Here is a 17,417-nt window from a genome sequence, read left to right on the forward strand (position 1 = left end):
GGAGATCGTTTTTGCATTTATAGGACTTTTTGCATATCAACTACAAGTGCTAAATTTACTATATTAATAAAGTGAAAAAAGTAATAATACGTAAAGCTTCCTTATAGTTTGAGTTTTCTAAAATAACGAAATCAATAGATAAAAGGTAATGATTTTTAAAAAAATATCGTGTAAAAACCAAAAATTCTAAAAATTAGATGGACATTTAGTAGGATATTTGTATAATAGAAATGTAGACTTAATTTCAGATAATTTTTTAGATTTAGTCTACTGTGAACAAAGAAAAAAAGGGGAGGTCAATTCATGAAAAAGTCAAAATGGTCACTACTTTTGACTCTCGTTCTTGTGCTGGGCGTATTTCTTTCCGCCTGTAGCTCTAAAGGCGGCGGAGACAATGCAAGCAGTAATGGGGACAAAGACGGCGGCAGCAAAAAAGTAAACGAGCCGCAAGTACTTAACCTGGTTGATAGTCAAGAAATTCCGTCTATGGATTCTACAAAGGCTACAGACCAAGTATCATTTATTGTTTTTGACAACGTATTTGAGGGGCTTTATCGATTTGGAAAAGACGATACCCCGGTTCCTGGTGTAGCAAAGTCTCATGAAATGAGCAAAGATGGTAAAGTATATACTTTCCATTTAAATGAAAATGCAAAATGGTCTAACGGTGACCCTGTTACCGCCAATGATTTCGTTTATGCCTGGAGAAAAGTAGTTGATCCGAAAACGGCTGCCGAATATGCATACATTATGGCACCTGTCAAAAATGCAAATGCGATTATGACAAAAGGTAATCCGCTTTACGGAAAAGTTGACAAATTAGGTGTAGAAGCGATTGATGAACATACACTGAAAGTAACGCTGGAAGCTCCAACTCCGTATTTCCTGGGTTTAACAAACTTTGGGCCATACTTACCTCAAAACGAGAAGTTTGTAAAGTCTAAAGGTGATAAATATGCTTTAGAAGCAGATTCGCTCGTTTATAACGGTCCATTCGTTCTTTCAAGCTGGAAGCATAACGAAGGATGGCAATATAAGAAAAACCCAAATTATTGGGATAAAGATAATGTAAAGCTTGATGAAATCAATGTGAAGGTCGTTAAAGACGTAGCGACGGCTGTAAACCTTTATGAAACTGGCCAAATTGACCGAACTGGTCTTACAGCTGATTTCGTTGATCAATATAAAGGAAAAGAGGATTTCCATACACTTAAAGGAAACAGTGTATACTTCTTACGTCTAAATGAGAAAAACCCGGTACTTAAGAATAAAAATATCCGTAAAGCAATTGATATGGCTTGGGATAAAAAAGGCTTAACCGATGTTATTTTAAATGACGGTTCTTCACCTGCTTATTACTTAGTGCCTAAGAACTTTACACAAAGCCCGGATGGAGAAGATTTCCGGAAAATTAACGGCGATCTAGGGGAATACAATGTGGACAAAGCAAAAGAGCACTGGGAAAAAGGCTTAAAAGCCGTTGGCAAGAAAGATGTTGAGATTGAATTATTGAACTATGACACTGATAATTCTAAAAAGGTTGGCGAATATCTCAAAAACCAATTAGAGAAAAATCTACCAGGTTTAAAAATTAAAATTAAGGCACAACCATTTAAACAAAAACTTGCGTTAGAAACAAAAATGGATTATGAAATGTCTTACGCCGGTTGGGGTCCTGACTATAAAGATCCAATGACATTTATCGATTTGTTTGTTACTGGCGGCTCTTACAACCAAATGGGCTATTCAAACAAAGAATACGATAAATTAGTCAATGACGCGAAGAAAGAAGCAGATCCTAAAAAACGTTACGAAATGATGTTAAAAGCAGAGAAAATCTTAATGGATGACCAGGCGATTGTACCAATGTTCCAAAACGGTAGTGCATACCTTCAAAAACCGTATGTACATGATATTGTGAAACATGCAACGGGTGGAGACTACTCTTACAAGTGGGCTTACATTGAAGGGAAAAAATAAAACGCATAAGAAAGAGTTCTTGCCATTTAAAGGCAAGGGCTCTTTTTTTGCCAGAAATCGAACTGCAGAAAAAAACTACAAGGGCCAATTTTTAAGATTTCGTTAATGTTTAATATAAAAAAACACTTCTGTTTGTCATTAAACAGAGTGTTTTAAGTCGGGAGTTTCATAATAAGCATCCACTAATTCGTCCAATGCTTTTATCCGTTCAAGCGCCCGGGTTTCATCCATTTTTCTGTAATGGTGAAGGCCACCTGGTTCTTCGTCTTTTTCATCAGCAAGCGCGACGACTTTTTGCAAAGGTTGCAATTCTAATTGTCCATTCGGTAAATACGAATCGGTATGAAGCAAAATGGCAAGAGCGATTTCTTTCGCTTTTTTCGGATCCTCACCGAGCCTGATTAATAACTTGTGAGCTCGATCTGCTCCTTTAATTGCGTGAATGTCATTTTCTTTATATAGCGAGTAATCCCATTTTCCGTCGGTATACCAGGTGTAATGACCGATATCATGTAAAAAGGCAGCTTTTGTTGCAAGATCAGGACAAACACCATATCGCTTCGCAAGTGAAAACGCATGATAGGCGGTCGATATCGCATGAACGAGCCCGGAACGGTTGATATATTTTTTAGCGATCGGATGCAAATAAATATCCGTAAGACGAACCTTTCTCATAACAATGCTCCTTTCTCTGACAAAGGTATATTGTTTAAAACTATAACACCATTTTGTCCGCTATGCAATAATAAAAGAGAGGATTTTTATCCTCTCTCAATGAAAATATTCTTTCCAACGGGCAGACACTTTTTCGGCAATATCTTCTCTTACTTCTACCACATCCGGATAAAACGGCTTCATGCGGGCATCGATGATAATCGGGCCGGAAAATTTAATTTTATTGCGGGCGATTTCACTTTTCGCGTAAAGGTCGTAAGCCGGATCAAACCGGGTAAAAGTTGTCCATAAAAATTGCGCTTGCGAGGCAGCGATATTCGCATCATCCACAAGGAAAACGAGCGGCCAATCTTTTAATTGATTCTCTCCATATTGAACAAGCTCGTGGCCAAAATCAGGAGCAGCTTCAAACGATGGACCGGATACACATAGACATCCTCCGCAATAGGAGCGAATATTTGTTATCCGGGGTATCGAACCTCCGCGATATTCCCGCTCCAGTTCACGAATCGGCTCGCCAAGCCCTGTCATGATCGCTTTACTTCCAGTGTTGAATTTACGTCCCGTATAATCTAATGTATCCATCGATGTATCGTGAACAATTAATAAATCCCGCTCCGGTAAAAAACGTTCTAGAACGGCTTCAAGCAATTCATGAAAACGTGAAAGGTCAACATCTTTATTCGTTACCATCAAAAATTTAGTTAGCGTAAGCTGCCCCTCGCCCATAATCCGGAAGGCATGTGCAAGTCCCTCTTTATAATAGGATTCCCGTACAACAGCTCCAGCAAGCGCGTGAAAACCGGTTTCCGCATATGTCCATAGTTGTTTCACGCCATTCATGACGACAGGGAAAAGTGGGCTCATTAATTGTTGCAAATAATCTCCGATAAAGTAATCTTCCTGTCTCGGCTTGCCTACAACCGTTGCCGGGTAAATGGCGTCTTTACGTCTCCACATTTTTTGAACCTGAAAGATGGGGAAATCGTGAGCCCACGAGTAATAGCCATAATGATCACCAAAAGGGCCTTCCGGTTCGCGAATATGCGGAGGCACGATTCCTCCAAATGCGAATTCTGCTTCAGCAATAAGCGGATGCGGGTAGTCTTTTACACGTGTGACCTTTAATTTTTCACCCATTAACAGGGAGGAAAACATCAATTCAGGCACAGCTTCTGGCAAAGGGGCGATGGCCGTAATAATTAAAGCGGGAGGACCGCCGAGAAACAATGTAACAGGAAGTGCTTTATTCTGTTTTTCCGCCTCATAGTAATGAAATCCGCCGCCTTTATGAATTTGCCAGTGGATTCCGGTTTTCTTCTCTTCTTTAATTTCAATCCGGTACATTCCAAGATTATGTTCATTCCGCTCGGGATGTTCTGTATACACTAAAGGCAATGTAATAAAGGGGTTACTGTCTAAATGCCATCCTGTAAGGGCCGGAAGTTTTTTCATATTTACATCGGTTGAAAACGTTTCTGTAACAGGGGCTTTAGAATGAGGAACCGTTTTTGTTCCTAATTTCAATACATCTTTAATCATGCCTCGTTTATGCCAGAGCTTTGAAGGAGACGGTGGAAGCAGGTCTTCCATTGAATCAACCAGTTCTTTTACTAACGCTTCAGGCTTTGGCCCAAATGCAAGGTCCATTCGCCGGATCGTACCGAAAAGGTTTGTAACGACAGGAATATCGCTCCCTTTAACATTTGTAAAAAAAAGGGCTGGCCCTTGAGCCTCAATTACCCTTCTATGTATTTCAGGAATTTCCAAATAAGGATCGACTTCCGCGTTTATTTCAATGATTTCTTTTTCTTTTTTTAGCTGATCAATAAAGCTGCGCAAGTTTGTATGCATTTGTACACCTCAAGGTCATTAAATTCCCTTCCTATTATATATGACTTTTAGAAATAGGTCGAAAAAAAAACAACCTTTTCTTACATAAGGTTGTAGTTTAAAAATTTTTTCTTTTGACCCCTTTCCAATTTGACTTTATGGAGTGGGATTGTGCTGAAAAAACCGCTCCGGATTTTCGTCCGAAAAGCTTTCTGGATAAACCGTGTGTAAGGATTCCCATAAAAGCAGTAAGACCGATGATGAAGATGGCGAGCAAAAGAAAATCTCTTATGTACAAGAACATCATAGCACCTCCAAAGACTTGGTCTCTCTTATTCTTATTGTATAAAATGTTTAGTCAAATGGAAAGAGGGGAAAATACATTTGATGTAAATAAAAAACTAAGGAGCTGTTTTGCAAACAAATGAACTGGTATGAAAAATTGAATCAATATTTTCCAATTGAAGAAATGAAATCGAAAGAACATATGGAACTTTTGCTCGATGAAAAAAGCGACATTTATCATAAAGACGAAGGTCCGAATCATGTCCTTATGTACGTGGAAACCGATGATTTTGTTTTTGTCGATTATTTGTTCGTTTCAAAAAATGCACGGGGACAAGGGTTGGGGCGCCAACTCATCGAAAAATTAAAGGAGAAAAATAAACCGATCATCCTTGAAGTTGAACCGGTCGATTATGAAGATTCGGATACAGTGAAACGCCAACGGTTTTATAAACGTGAAGGATTTAAGCATGCTTCGAAAATTGGCTATCGAAGACGTTCCCTTGCAACAAATAAAGTAAACGAGATGGAAATTCTTTATTGGGCACCTTGCAATGAAGATGAAGAAACTATTTATGAAAACATGAAAAAGACGTATAATGATATACACAGGTACAAAAATAAAGAAGTGTATGGAAAAACATACGAGCCTGTTCATAAAGTTTTGACCTTTGAGGACAATCAAGAGTCCGCTCAACCATAATCCACCCATGGGCAAGAAAGGGGCTGCGGCAGGCGCCCATTCGACTTGCTACTTTAGAATTGTGCTTTTCGTTTGACACAAAAGCCAAATTGAAGGAGGGATTATCAACATGAAAGGGAAAGCAAAGAAACAAAAGAAAAAGCGTGAATTGCTAAAAGAAATGTTGAAAAAGAATTTAAAAAGTTTAACACCTGTACCGAAAAAAGGCCCGGCCTCACAAATAAAATCAATTGCATAGCTTCAACGAAATCGGATAAAAAATTTTTATCCGATTTTTTTTCGTTTAGTGAAACTTAAATAAGGGTATTTACGTCTATATAGGTGTACATAATCAAAGTTAGTCAAATGACTGGGTAAAAAATTATGTATATTTTTTCATAGTTGGTTTAGACCACTATCTAAATAAAAAAAAATGCAGTATAATAAACAATATGATTTAATAACTTTTTTAAAGTAGTTAAATCAGTTAGAGGGGAAGGAGAAGAAACATATGGTTACTTTATTTACTTCGCCGAGTTGTACTTCATGTCGTAAGGCAAAAGCATGGTTGAAAGAAAATGAAATTCCCTACCAAGAAAGAAATATTTTTTCAGAACCTTTAAGTATAGAAGAAGTGAAACAAATTCTTCGTATGACTGAGGATGGAACAGATGAGATCATCTCAACGCGTTCTAAAACGTTCCAGGAATTAGATCTTAATGTGGAATCAATGCCTCTGCAGGATCTATACCAACTAATTTCAGAGAATCCGGGACTTTTGCGTAGACCGATTATTATGGATGAAAAGCGTCTTCAAGTCGGCTATAACGAAGATGAAATTCGCCGATTCTTGCCGCGAAAAGTAAGAACGTATCAGCTGCGTGAAGCACAACGCTTAGTAAATTAACGAAGCCGGGGTGGAAACATAATTCCACTTCGGTTATTTTTTTGATTGACATCTCTCCAGTTCTAATACGATCCGGTTTGAAATATGATTAACCATGATTCGCCAGGAATTTGCGACCCGGGAAGAAAGAACTATTTTTAGTGTAAAAGAGACATAAGTGTGATAAAATATGTAATTACATATCCGAAAACGAGGGTCCTTTAACGAAACCGGGTAAAATCTGAAAAACGAAAAAGGGCTTAAATTGGTCACCTTTTTTATTTCCATCCTCGCCATTTTATCATAGAATAAAAGTACAAGAATGAACAAAACTAGTCATTCGAAACATGTTTATAAAGTCGGTTTAATACTTACAGAAAACAATAAGAAATAAAGTGCATCTTTTAAACTTTACTTTTTAAACAGTCGTTTCCAGGGAATAGTTATATCAAACAAGTTAGGGGATTATCCCTTCGTTTAAGCCCATTAAGGAAAGAAGGGAAAGATGACTGATGGATATTGAACGAGTAAATGAGTTTACGATAAAATTTTTTATTACTTATCGTGATATAGAAGATCGCGGATTTGACCGTGAAGAAATATGGTCCAATCGTGAGAGAAGTGAGGAATTGTTCTGGGAGATGATGGATGAAGCCCATCAACAAGAACAATTTCCATTAGAAGGGCCTCTTTGGATACAAGTACAAGCACTTGATAAAGGTCTGGAGATTATTGTTACAAGGGCTCAAATGTCCAAAGATGGGTCGAAAATTGAACTTCCAATCGGTGATGATAAAATTGATATACCGGTAGACCAGAATATTGAAAAGCTGCTCGATCAACATTTTCAAACGGATGAAGTGCAGGATGACGATGATGTGGAGCTAGCGGACGAGGATTACTTATCATTTTTATTCGCCTTTACCGATTTTGAAGACATTGTCTCACTTAGCCATGGTGTTGACTGGTCATTATTTGAAAGCTCGCTCTATTATTTTGAAGGCCGTTACTTTTTGTATATCACCTTCGATCCTGAGACAACCGACCGCGAACAAGATGATTTGCTGTCTCAATTGTTGGAATACGGAACGGATTCGGAACTGTCAATTTACCGGATTCAAGAATATGGTAAAGCCATCATTGAAGAGAATGCACTGGAAGAAATCTCAACTCATTTTTCATCTAGATAGATACCGATTTCATGATTGAAATCGGTCTTTTTACGGTTAAAATAACAACCCGGGAGGATTTTTGAAATAAACAGTATGGTCACACTGAAACGAATTTTTCTCACACTAATCATTATTTCAGTACTTATAGGATCAATCTTTCTTTATTACGAAATTTATGACAATCCGATTTTCAGCATTTTAAGCATCATATCTGCACTTTTTGTTGCGGTCATCATTTTCTTTGAAAACCGCCATCCTTCAAGCACGATTGCATGGCTCATTTTGCTTGCCATCCTGCCTTTTGTCGGATTTATCATTTATTTATTGATCGGGCAAAACTACCGGAAGAAGCGGAAATTTAATCGGAAAGCACTTGCGGATGAAGAAGCCTTTACACGAATTGTCGGAAATAAAGAATTGATTTTAAGTAAAATGAGCGAAATGGGAGATCATCAACATCTCTTTTTTAAACTGGCGCAAAAGCTTGGAAAAAGTCCCATTTCCTTTTCTACAGAGTCAAAAATATTAACGAATGGAGAGGAAAAATTTTCTCTGCTTCTCAAGGCATTAAGAAACGCAAAAGAACACATTCATTTGGAATACTACATCGTCAGGGATGACGGCATTGGTAAAGAAATAAAAGATATTCTCATCCAAAAAGTGAAAGAAGGAGTAGAAGTTCGCTTTTTGTATGATGCGGTCGGAAGTCTTCGCCTTTCGCGGGAATATGTTGCCGAATTAAGGCGTGAAGGTGTTCAAATGGTTCCGTTTTTCCCGGTCCGGCTTCCATTTTTTAATCAAAAAATCAACTTTAGAAATCACCGGAAAATTGTTGTTGTTGATGGAGACATTGGTTTTGTTGGTGGGTTGAATATTGGAGATGAATACTTAGGCAAAAATCCATCTTTTGGCCATTGGCGCGATACGCATTTATTTATAAAGGGAGAGGCCGTTCGCAGCTTACAGCTTATTTTCGTCAGAGACTGGTATCATATGACAGGTGAAACATTGCTGACACCAAAGTATCTTTCTCCTACACCTACCGATGAAAATCACGGTGGGGTTCAAATGGTCGCCGGAGGACCAGACTCGGAGTGGGAAGTCATAAAAAATTTATACTTTTCGATGATTATTTCGGCTAAAAAAACCATCTGGATTGCCTCGCCTTACTTCATTCCTGATCCGGAAATTTCAACTGCATTAAAAATTGCCGCTTTGAGCGGACTTGACGTAAGAATCCTCGTACCGAACAAACCGGATAAACGGACGGTCTTTTTTGCATCCCGATCGTATTTCCCTGATTTGCTCAGAGCAGGTGTGAAGGTGTACGAATACACGAAAGGCTTTATGCATAGTAAAATCGTTATTGTAGATAATGAACTGGCTTCAATTGGCACGTGCAATATGGATATGCGAAGCTTTCATTTGAATTTTGAAGTCAACGCTTTTTTATTCCGTACAAAAAGCACGTTGAAACTTGTTGAAGATTATAAAAAGGATATCGAGGACAGCAAAGAGCTTACGCTTGACGACTTTAATAACCGGAAACTGAAGTACCGTGTCCTTGAATCCCTTTCCCGTCTTTTATCACCACTTTTATAATGGGGATGTTACTATAGCATCCCCTAATCATAAATAAAGGAGTGATGTTATGCTATTAGCGCAGCTATCTAATGGAACAATGATTTCGTTGCTGGATCATTACACAAAGGATCAGTTAAAACAATTGAGTAAGAAGTACGGCTTTTATTGCCCGTCCTGCCGTGAATCGGTATTGATGAAAATGGGAGATAAAAAGGCATGGCACTTTGCCCATCGAACGAATGCGGATTGCCAGGCGGATAGCGAAAAGGAATCCCCCTATCATTTAGAAGGAAAGAAACTGTTATACGAATGGCTGAATCAACATGAAACTGATGTTGGGCTTGAATCGTACATAGAATCCATCGCCAAACGTCCTGATCTTCTCATCCGAAACCGTTTTGCCCTTGAATTTCAGTGCTCCACGATTGACTCATCTCTTTTTAAGCAACGAACGACCGCCTACTTTTCTTCGCAAAAGATTCCCATCTGGATATTAGGAAAGAAGCGCATGAAGCCACTTTCTCCATATGTTTATAAAATTTCATCGTTTGACTGGCTGTGTGCCACAAGCTATTATACGGAAACCGGCTATCCTGAAATGCTTTATTTTTGCCCACAAGATAAAGCTTTTTATAAACTGTCCTATATTGTTCCAATTTCTTCTACGAAAGTCATTGCAAGGCTTGCAAAAATGCCTTTATCCACTTGTACTTTTACTTCAATCATCCATCCGGCTAAAGAAGCCCCGGCAAAATACCCGATTCAAATCTGGCTGGAAGCGAAAAAGAGATGGCGCCTTTCAAGCTTTAAACAAAACACACTTCCCTATCGATATGTAAAACATTTGTTTCTCCAGCATCGCTCTTCGATTTCATTTTTTCCCGGTGAAGCAGGAATACCTGTAAAATATGCACATATGATAGAAACGCCATGTTTTCTCTGGCAGTCATGGATGTTGCTTCAATTTTTATCGAATACCCCATTAGGTGAAAACGTTTCGTTTGACGTTATTTTTAAGCAATTTAAAGAGCTCGTGAAACTCAAAGTCTTTAAGCCGCGGGAGTTTCCGTTAATCACAAATGGCCATTATTCGTTCGCCATTATGAATTATTTGCACGCCCTATGTGCGAGAGGCGTGTTAAAACGAGTAGCGGCAAAAGAATTCGTAAAAACTAGAGAGGTGACGCTTCCAGATACGATGGAAGAGGCGATCCGCAACGATTATCGAATGACATTTACGAATCTTTTTATTGACGCTAGCAAGCATGTTTCTGGTAAAATGTAGCTATATTCCGAAAAGATATTATTTTTCAGGATGAAACTTACGGAGGTGCTTAAACGATGGCGCAAACAAAATCAACTGCATTGCCAAAACGGGAAGAAATTCCTGTCCAGGATACGTGGGATCTTGAAGCGATTTATGAAACGGATGAGAAATGGGAAGAGGAGTTTAACGAAATCAAAAACTTGCTTCCCGGTTTAAAAGAATATCAAGGAAAGCTCGGAGAATCCGCGCAAACCTTATATGACTTTTTTCAAAAAGAAGACGAAGTAACGAAAAAACTCGGGAAGCTTTATACATATGCGCATATGAGATATGACCAGGATACGACCAATTCCTTCTATCAAGGATTAAATGATCGCGCATCTGTCTTAGCGACACAAGTGAGCAGCACGATTTCCTTTGCAGTGCCGGAAATTTTATCAATTCCGGAAGAAAAGCTGAATTCGTTTGTGAATGAGTTTGAAAAGTTATCGCTTTATAAGCATGCTTTAGACGAAATTAACAGGCAACGTCCGCACGTTTTAACAAAAGAGGAGGAAGCGATTTTAGCTGACGTGCGTGAAGTAACGAACAACGCGAGCACAACGTTTGGCATGCTGAACAATGCCGACATGAAATTCCCTTCCATTAAAGATGAAAATGGGGATGAACTTGAAGTGACCCACGGCCGTTACATTCGCTTTTTGGAAAGCAGCGACCGCAGGGTGAGAAAGGACGCTTTCCATGCGGTATATGGGACGTATGACAAATTTAAAAATACGTTCGCATCTACTTTAGCCGGAACGGTGAAGCGCGATAACTTCTTTGCCCGGGTTCGAAAATTTGATTCCGCCCGCCAGGCAGCATTAAACAACAACAATATACCGGAAGAAGTCTATGACAATCTTGTCAAAACAGTAAACGATCATCTCCATTTGCTTCATCGCTATGTGACGATTCGTAAAAAAGCGCTTGGGCTTGATGAGCTCCATATGTACGATTTATATACCCCGCTCGTCAAAGATGTGAAAATGGAAGTTACGTATGAAGAGGCGAAAAAACTTATACTAGAAGGACTTGCGCCATTAGGCGAAGAATATGTCAACATTTTAAAAGAAGGCTATGAGAAGCGTTGGATCGACGTACATGAAAACGCCGGAAAACGAAGCGGGGCGTATTCATCAGGAGCGTATGGCACAATGCCGTATATTTTGATGAACTGGCAGGACAATGTGAACAATTTATTTACATTGGCGCATGAGCTCGGCCACTCGGTTCACAGTTACTACACGAGAAAAACACAGCCATATCCATATGCGGACTATTCCATTTTCGTTGCTGAAGTTGCTTCAACGTGTAATGAGGCGCTCTTGAACCATTACATGCTGCAAAAGACGGAAGATAAGAAAGAAAAACTCTATTTATTAAACCATTATTTAGAAGGGTTTAGAGGAACGGTTTTCCGGCAAACGATGTTCGCTGAATTTGAACAAGAAATTCATGTGCGTGCAGCCGGTGGAGAGCCGCTTACTCCTGAACTATTAACGAAACTGTATTATGATTTAAATGTAAAATATTTTGGAAACGACCTTGTTATCGATAAGGAAATTGGATTAGAGTGGTCACGAATCCCGCATTTCTATTACAACTTCTATGTCTATCAATATGCGACAGGATTTAGCGCAGCGGCTTCTCTTTCCCAGCAAATTTTAGAAGAAGGAGAACCTGCGGTAAAACGATATGTCGACTTCTTAAAAGCGGGAAGCTCCGACTATCCGATTGAAGTGTTGAAAAAAGCAGGAGTTGATATGACAACACCTGAACCAATTGAAAACGCGCTAAAAGTATTTGAATCTATTTTAGATGAAATGGAAAGCTTATTGTTTGAAAAATAAAAAACGAAGCCCATGCTAAATCCATTTTAGCATGGGCTTTACAATTCTTTTGTTTTCCTGAAACGAGACCGATAATTAAAACATAACATCAAGAGCAGTACAGAAAAAAAGAGCAGTGGGACAGCGAAAAGTTTTGAAGAAATCCCCAGTAGGGAAAGAAGGAAATTGTAAAAACTGCCGATGACAAAAATGACGCAAAGTAAAAATAAAAATAGGTACATGCGCTAAGCCTCCTCGAAAAAAACTTATTCAATGATTGTAGAGCTTATACCAAAAAAAAACGAACCAGGCATGCTCTGATTCGTTTCATTGACCGGTATAATTCCAGAAAGCGCCATGCTTTACAGGGATTTTTTCCACAACTTGCTGAAGCACCAATTTCTTCATTCGTCTTTCCATTTCCGAACAAGTTGTATCGTAAACAAAGGATAGTTCTTTCGTCCCAACAAACGTATACTTTTTCATAAATTCTTCAACAGGAGGCAGGGGAGCGGGCTTTGGCGTGAAGGCAAGCAGCTCAGAAATGACCTCGACATAGACGTTATATGACTGGCATCCCGTTACTTTTATACCTTCTTCATCCGCTTTATTGTTAAAAAAGACTAATGTCGGCGTATGATCGATTTCCATATCATTATAAAACTTCAAATCGCTTTTAAGCGCTTTAACGGCGGCTTCAGAATGAATGTCTTCAATAAATTCATTCACATCGAGAGCGGCTTTTTCCGCAATTTGGATTAGTACATCGCGTTTGCAAATGTTTTGTTTTTGAAGAAAGAGCATCTCTCTCATCCTACGCAAAAAACGCATTCCCGCTTGTTTTCCTTGCAGTTCTGCTGCTTTTATCGCGATAAACCCTAAAAAGGGAGTAGAGATCGGGGCTTCCAACCAAATATCGCCGTCACAACACATTCCTGTTTGAAAAGCAGTCTTTTTCCAGGCTTCCGCGATTTGTTCAACCGTTCGAATATCGTTCCTTTTACGTTTAATCGAATTTAAGGAGTCCAATTTTCCGCCAATAATATAACGGAATGTAAAATACCGACCGTATTCCATCCATAATTTTTTTATGATCGGTTCCATGGCCCAACATTCCGGACAAAAAGGGTCGATGACAAAATAAATTTCTACAGGCTTATGACAGGTAGATGATGTTGGAAAAGGGCTCGCTTTACCCTTATCATGAGCAGAAAAAGGATTGTTGATTTCAAATGATCTCAAAATCCATTCTCCTTTCCATGGGGTGCGTCTGTATTTACCATATGATAAGCGGTCATGGTCAGTCGATTCATTATATATTCCCTTAGCTCACCGTCCAACGAAAGCGTATCCATTGCTTTCTCCATGCAACCGAGCCATTCTTTTGCATGTCGAATTGTAATTGGAAAAGGAAGGTGTCTTGCCCTGAGCATCGGATGTCCGTGCTCCATAGTATAAACGTGAGGTCCGCCTAAAAACTGTGTTAAAAATTGTTTTTGTTTTCTTGCAATTTCTGTAAAGTCTTCAGAAAACAACGGAGCCAAAACGGGATTCTCTTTAACAAAACCGTAAAACGTATCGACAAGTTTTTCAAGTACAGGACTTCCCCCTAGCGCTTCAAATGGGGTAAATTCCTTATTGCTCATGATTAAAACTCCTTTTCGTAATTCCATGTAACTACATTCTAACAAGTCTTGTAAGAGATAAGCAAACAAATAGAACTATTCAAATTTAGGCAAAAAGGCCTAGGTGGCCAAGAAATCCTTTTCTTGGCCACCCAGGCCTGCAAACGGGTTATGCTTGTTGATTTTTATACGTGCTCATCACTTTTGAAACGTAGTTTAGCGTCTCACGAAAAGGTGGTATGCCGCCGTATTTGTCGACATTGCCTGGTCCGGCGTTATAAGCGGCTAAGGCCAATCGTTCATTTCCGTTATAGCGATCAAGCAATTTTCGTAAATATTTGACGCCGCCTTCAATATTTTGGGCGGGATCAAACGGATTTGAAACCCCTAATGAACGAGCCGTTTCAGGCATAAGCTGCATCAAGCCCATCGCACCGGCGCCGCTTTTGCTCAACGGGTTGAATCCTGATTCATGCTCGATAACAGAATGGATTAATGAAGGGTTTACTCCGTAACGTTGCCCTATTGTTTGAATGAGCTCTTCAATATTTCCTACTTCCTTTTGAGCTGAAGGAGGCCGAACGATTACCTTCGGTTGAATCGGCTGCATTTGCTGCATCGGCATAAAAGCGGAAGTACTGGTTGCCGGTTGATCATTTTCTTGCAACAAATTAAATGATTGGAATAATTGCTCTTCAAGCAACTGGGCAAACAAGGAGGTTCCCGTACTTACCATTGAAGTTGTTGAATTCTGGTTCAATTGCTGCAAGGCTTGCATTTCTACTAACGTTCTTAATGAATTGATGTCCATTATTTTCCCCCATTGAAACAACAAGTCAAACTATTTCAACATTTGCTATGATTTATCATAGCAAATGTTGGGGAAATCAACAATCTTTTATAAGTTTTCTTTTAACTTGAAAAAGCGTTGGATTTTATTATCAGTTGGCCGAAGTGGGATGTTATGTTCTTTAAGAAGGCTTTCAAAGACAATTTGTCCCGTTTCCCGATCTTTTGCCTCGTATTCTACTTCATAATCGGTAATTCCAAGATATTCGCTTTCATCCAGTACTAATAAGCCATCCCTGTACCCGATTTCGGCGCGATTGGTTGATAATGTGCCAAGATATCGTAAGTTTGAAACCGGAATTTGAAACTCGTGTTGAAGAATGTCGGAAATTTCACCTTCAAGCATTCCGCCTGATTCTTTCATTTTCTTCAGCTCATCTCCGCTGACGATTTGATGTGTTTCTAAGAGGCCATCAGGATGAGGCTGCTTCAATGTCAAAGTGAAAGTATGATCTTTTTCACGAATTCTTAAAGCACACCGGTTTCTTTTCAGATCAAATGAAGGAGTGTCAAAGTAATGGTTACTTTGTTTTTTAAAGGATGAAGACGAAAGTGAAAAGTGGTTTGAAACCCTAAAAAATTCGTCCGCTGTTAATAAATTTTTAAACTCAATTTCAATTTCTTGCTTCATTTTTGTCCCCCCATGACTTATATTATGGCATATCCGGAATCAATACACAAAAAACGTACCGATTTATGGTAAACTATAAAGGAAGAAATATGGCTTGAAATTCAACAGGAAGGAAAATACGGACAGAGCTGACCGTATGGAAATACAGGAGGTTAATATGGCTGAAAGATACAACATAAAATCCTCGCAAATTGCGGATCACATTTATTTATTGATTGACGAAACGGATACATCCAATTGGAAAGACGGGGGAAGAATGTTAGTCGACTCCGATCAGTTGTCGTTCATTTACATAATGGAAACCGAAAATGAGCTCATTTATATCGGCATTCCAAAAGAATACTGGGCCGATTTAAAATCGGCACTACAGAAAGGAAATTCCGTCATTCTCCGAACAGGTGAAAGCGAACTTGAGCTTTCAGCCATTCATGAGGAGCTGGCATATTTAATTGAAAATATTAAAGGGAATGCCAATTACGGAAAAGAAATGGTTGAAGCGGTAGAGGAAGTTTTTTAGGAATAGATAAATGACCCAGGGTGGTGAATGAAGCATATGTTAGATTGGGAAACGCTTCTTGCCCCATATAAGCAAGCAGTAGACGAATTAAAAGTTAAATTCAAAGGAATCCGTGAACAGTATCAAAAATCGTCAAGGCATTCTCCGGTGGAATTTGTTACGGCAAGGGTAAAACCGATTAAATCGATCCTTAATAAAGCAAAGCAAAAAAATATTCCGCTTGAGAAAATCGAAGAAGAAATACAAGATATCGCAGGCCTCCGCATAATGTGCCAATTTACGGATGACATTAATAAGGTCATTGAATTGCTCCGTAATCGAAAAGATTTTGAGATTGTGGAAGAACGGGATTACATTACGAACAAAAAGCCAAGCGGGTATCGGTCATATCATTTGGTTCTCAAGTATCCTGTTCAAATGTTAGAAGGAGAAAAGCCGATTTTAGTCGAGGTACAAATCCGGACATTAGCGATGAACTTCTGGGCTACCATCGAACATTCTCTTAATTATAAATATCAGGGGAAAATTCCGGGGGACATTCAATCAAGGCTGCAGCGTGCGGCAGAAGCGGCATTCAGGCTTGATGAAGAGATGGCGCAAATTAAAGGTGAAGTAAAGGAAGCGCTCGTCGTTTTTCAAGACAGAACAGATAAAGGAAATAACGGATCAAATGAAACGTCAATTTTGAAAAGGTAGGAAGTAGAGCATATGAACTTTGCCATTATTTCAAAAGGGGACCAAAAATCGAATAAACTTCAACAAAAAATTAAAACATATTTGCAGGAATTTGAATTGACATACAATGAAAAAGAGCCGGATATTGTCATTACAGTAGGCGGAGACGGGACACTCTTGCATGCCTTTCATCAATATGTCTCACGTGTTGATCAAACTGCTTTTGTTGGGATACATACGGGGCATCTCGGTTTTTTTGCAGATTGGGTGCCGGATGAAGTAGAGAAATTAGTGATTCACATTGCGAAAACCCCTTTTCAAATTGTAGAATATCCGCTCCTTGAAGTCATTGTCCGCTACATTGACGACATGGATGAACGGCGTTATTTGGCGGTAAATGAATGTACGGTTAAAAGCGTCTATGGATCCCTCGTCATGGACGTCGATATTAAAGGGGAAAAATTCGAAACGTTTCGCGGAGACGGTCTATGTATTTCAACGCCATCGGGAAGCACCGCCTACAATAAAGCACTCGGCGGAGCAATCATTCATCCGTCACTCGCTTCCATTCAGCTTGCTGAAATGGCATCGATCAACAACCGCGTGTATCGGACGATTGGTTCGCCGCTCGTTCTCCCACAGCATCATACATGCCTTTTAAAACCGGTCAATGATGTTGACTTCCATATTACGATTGACCATTTATCATTGCTTCAAAAAAGGGTTAAATCAATCCAATGCCGGGTGGCCGACGAAACGATCCGGTTTGCCAGATTTCGTCCTTTCCCTTTTTGGAAACGTGTAAAGGACTCCTTTATCGGAAGCGGAAGAGAATAAGCGGTTAAGGTCAAGACGAACGTCTTGGCCTTTTGCGTACATACAAAA

General features: G+C 39.3%; 17 protein-coding genes. 11 read left to right on the forward strand and 6 right to left on the reverse strand.

All coding sequences use genetic code 11. The features are described from left to right. Window positions 1–303 precede the first annotated feature (303 nt). Complete coding sequence (locus WD019_RS00450) at window positions 304–1,980, forward strand: peptide ABC transporter substrate-binding protein (protein ID WP_425710353.1); 1,677 nt, start codon at window positions 304–306, stop codon at window positions 1,978–1,980. 138 nt (window positions 1,981–2,118) lie between these two features. Here the strand turns inward: WD019_RS00450 and WD019_RS00455 are convergent, their stop codons facing one another. Further along, window positions 2,119–2,655 (reverse strand): HD domain-containing protein, encoded by a 537-nt coding sequence (locus WD019_RS00455; protein WP_425710354.1) that lies wholly within the window; start codon window positions 2,653–2,655, stop codon window positions 2,119–2,121. 96 nt (window positions 2,656–2,751) lie between these two features. After that, window positions 2,752–4,509: a UbiD family decarboxylase gene (locus WD019_RS00460; protein WP_026676101.1), complete on the reverse strand. Its 1,758-nt coding sequence runs from the start codon at window positions 4,507–4,509 to the stop codon at window positions 2,752–2,754. 403 nt (window positions 4,510–4,912) lie between these two features. Here WD019_RS00460 and WD019_RS00465 point away from each other — a divergent pair, with 403 nt between their 5' ends. The 7 genes from WD019_RS00465 to pepF all read left to right on the forward strand — a co-directional run bounded on the left by WD019_RS00465 (window position 4,913) and on the right by pepF (window position 12,256). Next, window positions 4,913–5,476, forward strand: a complete 564-nt coding sequence (locus WD019_RS00465) for a GNAT family N-acetyltransferase (RefSeq protein ID WP_026676099.1) — start codon at window positions 4,913–4,915, stop codon at window positions 5,474–5,476. A 109-nt stretch (window positions 5,477–5,585) separates the two neighbouring features. Next, a complete protein-coding gene (locus WD019_RS00470) occupies window positions 5,586–5,714 on the forward strand; it encodes a hypothetical protein (protein WP_281172146.1) in 129 nt (42 codons plus the stop codon). A gap of 252 nt (window positions 5,715–5,966) precedes the next feature. After that, a complete protein-coding gene (gene spxA / locus WD019_RS00475; RefSeq protein WP_026676098.1) occupies window positions 5,967–6,362 on the forward strand; it encodes a transcriptional regulator SpxA in 396 nt (131 codons plus the stop codon). A 491-nt stretch (window positions 6,363–6,853) separates the two neighbouring features. Further along, complete coding sequence (gene mecA / locus WD019_RS00480) at window positions 6,854–7,531, forward strand: adaptor protein MecA (RefSeq protein ID WP_026676097.1); 678 nt, start codon at window positions 6,854–6,856, stop codon at window positions 7,529–7,531. A gap of 75 nt (window positions 7,532–7,606) precedes the next feature. Further along, the gene (cls, locus tag WD019_RS00485; protein ID WP_035349750.1) at window positions 7,607–9,115 is read left to right on the forward strand and encodes a cardiolipin synthase; all 1,509 of its coding nucleotides are present in this window, start codon (window positions 7,607–7,609) and stop codon (window positions 9,113–9,115) included. A 49-nt stretch (window positions 9,116–9,164) separates the two neighbouring features. Next, entirely contained in the window at window positions 9,165–10,382 is a 1,218-nt protein-coding gene (locus WD019_RS00490) for a competence protein CoiA (RefSeq protein WP_425710355.1), read from the forward strand. Window positions 10,383–10,438: 56 nt separating this feature from the next. Further along, on the forward strand, window positions 10,439–12,256 hold the full coding sequence (gene pepF / locus WD019_RS00495) for an oligoendopeptidase F (protein WP_026676094.1): 1,818 nt from the start codon (window positions 10,439–10,441) through the stop codon (window positions 12,254–12,256). A gap of 306 nt (window positions 12,257–12,562) precedes the next feature. On the opposite strand, the gene WD019_RS00500 is transcribed toward pepF, so the two are convergent. The 4 genes from WD019_RS00500 to WD019_RS00515 form a co-directional block, all read right to left on the reverse strand. Next, window positions 12,563–13,477, reverse strand: coding sequence for a ClpXP adapter SpxH family protein (locus WD019_RS00500; RefSeq protein WP_425710356.1), 915 nt, complete (start codon window positions 13,475–13,477; stop codon window positions 12,563–12,565). After that, window positions 13,474–13,881: a globin gene (locus WD019_RS00505; RefSeq protein ID WP_425710357.1), complete on the reverse strand. Its 408-nt coding sequence runs from the start codon at window positions 13,879–13,881 to the stop codon at window positions 13,474–13,476. The genes WD019_RS00500 and WD019_RS00505 overlap by 4 nt, the downstream gene beginning before the upstream one ends. Before the next feature lie 148 nt (window positions 13,882–14,029). Next, window positions 14,030–14,671 carry a lytic transglycosylase domain-containing protein gene (locus tag WD019_RS00510; protein ID WP_425710358.1) on the reverse strand — a complete coding sequence of 214 codons (642 nt, stop codon included), beginning with the start codon at window positions 14,669–14,671 and terminating at the stop codon, window positions 14,030–14,032. Between the two features lie 87 nt (window positions 14,672–14,758). Beyond that, window positions 14,759–15,340 carry a CYTH domain-containing protein gene (locus WD019_RS00515; protein ID WP_425710359.1) on the reverse strand — a complete coding sequence of 194 codons (582 nt, stop codon included), beginning with the start codon at window positions 15,338–15,340 and terminating at the stop codon, window positions 14,759–14,761. Between the two features lie 157 nt (window positions 15,341–15,497). On the opposite strand from WD019_RS00515, the gene WD019_RS00520 reads away from it, so the two are divergent. From WD019_RS00520 to WD019_RS00530, 3 genes are read left to right on the forward strand one after another with little or no spacing between them, the layout of a single operon-like run. Then, window positions 15,498–15,857 carry a hypothetical protein gene (locus WD019_RS00520; RefSeq protein ID WP_026676088.1) on the forward strand — a complete coding sequence of 120 codons (360 nt, stop codon included), beginning with the start codon at window positions 15,498–15,500 and terminating at the stop codon, window positions 15,855–15,857. 36 nt (window positions 15,858–15,893) lie between these two features. Beyond that, a complete protein-coding gene (locus WD019_RS00525; RefSeq protein ID WP_026676087.1) occupies window positions 15,894–16,553 on the forward strand; it encodes a GTP pyrophosphokinase in 660 nt (219 codons plus the stop codon). Between the two features lie 12 nt (window positions 16,554–16,565). Continuing rightward, complete coding sequence (locus WD019_RS00530; RefSeq protein WP_026676086.1) at window positions 16,566–17,369, forward strand: NAD kinase; 804 nt, start codon at window positions 16,566–16,568, stop codon at window positions 17,367–17,369. Window positions 17,370–17,417 lie beyond the last annotated feature (48 nt).

The sequence above is a fragment of the Fictibacillus sp. Mic-4 genome (assembly GCF_049843615.1).
GTDB lineage: Bacteria > Bacillota > Bacilli > Bacillales > Fictibacillaceae > Fictibacillus_A > Fictibacillus_A gelatini.

Bases quoted from the DNA above. Each gene is read 5' to 3' on its own strand.
- WD019_RS00520 (WP_026676088.1), top strand. From the start codon at position 15,498: ATGGCTGAAAGATACAACATAAAATCCTCGCAAATTGCGGATCACATT.
- WD019_RS00525 (WP_026676087.1), top strand. From the start codon at position 15,894: ATGTTAGATTGGGAAACGCTTCTTGCCCCATATAAGCAAGCAGTAGAC.
- WD019_RS00515 (WP_425710359.1), bottom strand. From the start codon at position 15,340: ATGAAGCAAGAAATTGAAATTGAGTTTAAAAATTTATTAACAGCGGAC.
- cls (WP_035349750.1), top strand. From the start codon at position 7,607: ATGGTCACACTGAAACGAATTTTTCTCACACTAATCATTATTTCAGTA.
- WD019_RS00465 (WP_026676099.1), top strand. From the start codon at position 4,913: ATGAACTGGTATGAAAAATTGAATCAATATTTTCCAATTGAAGAAATG.
- WD019_RS00455 (WP_425710354.1), bottom strand. From the start codon at position 2,655: ATGAGAAAGGTTCGTCTTACGGATATTTATTTGCATCCGATCGCTAAA.
- WD019_RS00510 (WP_425710358.1), bottom strand. From the start codon at position 14,671: ATGGACATCAATTCATTAAGAACGTTAGTAGAAATGCAAGCCTTGCAG.
- spxA (WP_026676098.1), top strand. From the start codon at position 5,967: ATGGTTACTTTATTTACTTCGCCGAGTTGTACTTCATGTCGTAAGGCA.
- pepF (WP_026676094.1), top strand. From the start codon at position 10,439: ATGGCGCAAACAAAATCAACTGCATTGCCAAAACGGGAAGAAATTCCT.
- WD019_RS00460 (WP_026676101.1), bottom strand. From the start codon at position 4,509: ATGCATACAAACTTGCGCAGCTTTATTGATCAGCTAAAAAAAGAAAAA.
- WD019_RS00490 (WP_425710355.1), top strand. From the start codon at position 9,165: ATGCTATTAGCGCAGCTATCTAATGGAACAATGATTTCGTTGCTGGAT.
- mecA (WP_026676097.1), top strand. From the start codon at position 6,854: ATGGATATTGAACGAGTAAATGAGTTTACGATAAAATTTTTTATTACT.
- WD019_RS00505 (WP_425710357.1), bottom strand. From the start codon at position 13,881: ATGAGCAATAAGGAATTTACCCCATTTGAAGCGCTAGGGGGAAGTCCT.
- WD019_RS00470 (WP_281172146.1), top strand. From the start codon at position 5,586: ATGAAAGGGAAAGCAAAGAAACAAAAGAAAAAGCGTGAATTGCTAAAA.
- WD019_RS00530 (WP_026676086.1), top strand. From the start codon at position 16,566: ATGAACTTTGCCATTATTTCAAAAGGGGACCAAAAATCGAATAAACTT.
- WD019_RS00450 (WP_425710353.1), top strand. From the start codon at position 304: ATGAAAAAGTCAAAATGGTCACTACTTTTGACTCTCGTTCTTGTGCTG.